The organism is Streptomyces sp. NPDC005281 (genome assembly GCF_040607495.1).
In the GTDB taxonomy this organism is placed as follows: Bacteria; Actinomycetota; Actinomycetes; order Streptomycetales; family Streptomycetaceae; genus Streptomyces.
The window spans coordinates 1-3,260 of sequence record NZ_JBEXGX010000089.1; the positions used below are offsets into that span (position 1 = coordinate 1).

Here is a 3,260-nt window from a genome sequence, read left to right on the forward strand (position 1 = left end):
TCGACGGACGCGGGGGTACCTGCATGGGGCAAACACCTCAAATCTGACGGCCATGAAAGTTACTTACCGACATAGACCATCTCCAAATGCCCACTTAGGCGTTGTCTCACGTGGCAAGTTTTGCAAGCTTCTTGTGGCAGCGCAGGACAGTGGCCATGGCCAGACTTCGGCTCTTCCGGTCGTCGCGGTCCACGTACGGGATCTTGAGGCCGCGAGTAGTCCATGGCAGGCTCATGCCGCATGATCGATGAATTCGCGAAGGACAACCTGCACGGGAGACTGCAGCGGGACCGCAAGGCGCTGCTTTGGAAGCTCGATGGCTTGGCCGAATACGACGCCCGCCGGCCTTTGACGGCTTCCGGGACCAACCTCCTCGGCCTGGTCAAACACGTGGCCAGCGTCGAGGCCAGGTACTTTGGCGAGGTCTTCGACCGCCCTTCCCCGGAACGGCTACCCCGGTGGCAGGATCACGACGGCAGCGATCTGTGGGCGACTGAGGACGAGCCCCGCGATCAGATCATCGAGTCCTACCGGCGCACATGGGAACACTCGGACGCGACAATCAACGAGCTTCCCCTCGACGCCCCCGGCCACGTTCCGTGGTGGCCGGAGCCTCATTCCAACACGAACCTGTTCGCCATCATGGTCCACGTCCTCGGCGAGACCAACCGGCATGCCGGGCACGCGGACATCCTGCGCGAAGACGTCGATGGCCGAACCGGGATGCGGCCCGAACACGAGATGCAGATCGATGAGGAAGCCCGCGACGCCTACTACGCGAAGATCGAGCAGGCCGCCAGATCGGCCGCATCGGTCAAGGCATAGAGGGCTGTGCCACATGACTTGATGGTCGAGCGGCATGATGGCGGCCGTGAGGGCTGATCTGTCGAAGCGTCTGGTTCCTGATGAGCTCTGGGAGCTGGTCGCCCCGTTAATGCCGTCGTTCGCGGCTCGACCGCAAGGTGGCGGGACCGCTCCGCGTGACGAGCGGGCGGTGTTCACGGCTGTGGCGTACGTGCTGACCAGCGGGTGTGCGTGGCGGTATCTGCCGGAGTCGTTCAGTGTCTCGCCGGCCACCGCGAACCGTCGGTTCAGCGTGTGGACCGAGGCCGGGTTGTGGCGCAGGCTGCGCCGTGCGGTGCTCGACGAACTCGGCGCCAGGGGCGAGTTGGACTGGTCGTCCGCGATTGTCGATGCCGCGTCGGTGCGGGCAAAAAGGGGGGCTCGCTGACCGGGCCGAATCCGGTCGATCGCGGTAAGAAGGGCAGCAAATTACATATTCTGTCCGAGGGGCAGGGCCTGCCACTGGCCGTGGCGGTGTCGGGTGTGAACCTGCACGACAGCCAGGCGTTCTAAGCGTTGATCCTCGGGATACCGGCCGTCCGCTCCCGGCGCGGACCTCGCCGCAGACGACCGGTGATGGTCCGCGCGGATAAGGCGTATTACTCCGCGGAACACCTGCGCTGGCTGCGCGATCGCCATCTCGTCCCCCCGGATCGCCCGGCCCGGCATCGAGTCCGGCGAGCGCCTCGGCCGGCACCGCTGGAAGATCGAGCGGTCGATCGCCTGGCTCTTCGGCTACCGCCGCCTCGCCGTCCGGTACGAGCGAAAAGGCAACCACTTCCTCGCCTTCCTCGGCCTCGCGGCAGCCCTCACCTGCTACAAGAGACTCGCAAAGCTCACCACGTGAGACATCCTCTCGCACTGCTGCGGGGTGGATCGAGTGGAGGGCCCTCCGGCTCCAAGGTAGCGTCCTTTGCGAATGTTGGATTGAGTGCCTCGCCGAACGGCCGAGGCGGCGGATCGGCACAATTCCACTCAATCAGCCTCTGGTCCTGATTCGACCCGAGCCGCATGCAACTGAGAGTGCGGAGCCAAAGAATGTCCAACGTAGTTTTTCTGACGAACACTACATCTGATGATCTGTCGTTGACTTTCACCCCTTACAGCAGCTGCACTCCCCTTCAAAAAGGCGAATACTGGGATCTCGAAACGACCGTAGCCCCCTCCGGGCAGGGGTCCCAAATCATGTGGCTGGACGACAATGTTGGCCTCCAGGACGGTTGCAACTACTGGTGGGACATCGATGTAACGACAGTCGACGGCGGGACCTATCTGTTCACGGCCCAGGTGCAGGAATACGGGGACTTCAGCGGATGCGATAAAAGCATCAGCACCAAGCGGACGCAACAGCCCGAGTGGAATGACCCGTGGATCACTGCGGAGACGACCGGACCGCCGATTCGCACGTTCACTGTGGGCGATCGCAATTACGAGCTCACGTACGAGTGGGCCGTTAATGGCCTGGGTCTGGATTTTCAGTTCATTTTCGTCCTCGCAAGTGACTGGGAACAGTCAGGCGGATAGGGTCGGAGCCCATCCGGGGCAACAGTCGGGCGGTACCGGCGTCCCAGTACACCGCCTCCAACACGTAGTGGGGGCTGAGGAACATGCGTGTCAGATCGTGCGCTAAGACGGTGTCCTACGTGGTGGTTGGTCGTTGGGCTTTGTATGGGGCGGGGTACGTGGAGTTGGATTGTCCGGACGGCTTGTGGGTGCTCGCCAGGCCGTTGATCCCGGAGGACCGGGTACGGCCGCAGGGCGGCGGGAAGCAGAACACGCCTGATGAGACGGTGTTCGCGGCGATCATCTACGTGCTGGTCAGTGGATGTGCCTGGCGAGCCCTGCCGCCGTGCTTCGGGATATCGAAGTCGACCGCACACCGCAGGTTCATGATCTGGTCGAGGGCCGGCGTGTGGGGCCGCCTGCATGAAGCCGTCATTCACCGGCTCGATGACGCGGGCCTCGTCGATGTGTCCCGTGTGGTCCTCGACTCGGCTCATGTGCGCGCTAAAAAGGGGGCGAACACACAGGTCCGAGCCCCGTGGACCGAGGTAAGCCGGGTTCCAAGATGCACATCCTGTCGGACGCGCACGGACTGCCCCTGGTCGTGGGCGTCTCGGCCGCCAACGTCCACGACAGCCAAGGCCTGAAGCCCATGGTGGAGGGTCACCAAACGAAACACGACCCCTGCCGCGGCCGCTGCTTCAAACCCCAACGCCTCCACGCCGACAAGGCCTACGACATCCCCGACCTGCGGAAATGGCTCCGCGGCAAGCGGATCGGAGTACGCATCGCCCGCAAGGGCATCGAGTCCAGCGAACCATTGGGCCGACGCCGATGGGTGATCGAACGGACCATGTGCGCCACGAGGCGCTCTGTTTGTATCCCCGGCTGAGCCGGGAGGAACTCGGAAGGAG

The 3,260-nt window shown here is 63.6% G+C and carries 2 protein-coding genes and 2 pseudogenes; all 4 read left to right on the top strand.

Going from position 1 to position 3,260, the window contains the following annotated elements; translation table 11 throughout:
- Positions 1-240: 240 nt before the first annotated feature.
- Positions 241-825, top strand: a complete 585-nt coding sequence (locus ABZV42_RS42085; protein ID WP_355991930.1) for a DinB family protein — start codon at positions 241-243, stop codon at positions 823-825.
- 46 nt (positions 826-871) lie between these two features.
- A pseudogene (locus tag ABZV42_RS42090) lies at positions 872-1,690 on the top strand (IS5 family transposase).
- Between the two features lie 191 nt (positions 1,691-1,881).
- Positions 1,882-2,367, top strand: coding sequence for a hypothetical protein (locus ABZV42_RS42095; protein WP_355991933.1), 486 nt, complete (start codon positions 1,882-1,884; stop codon positions 2,365-2,367).
- 144 nt (positions 2,368-2,511) lie between these two features.
- Positions 2,512-3,202: pseudogene (locus ABZV42_RS42100) on the top strand (IS5 family transposase); the annotation flags it as partial.
- Between the last annotated feature and the right edge of the window lie 58 nt (positions 3,203-3,260).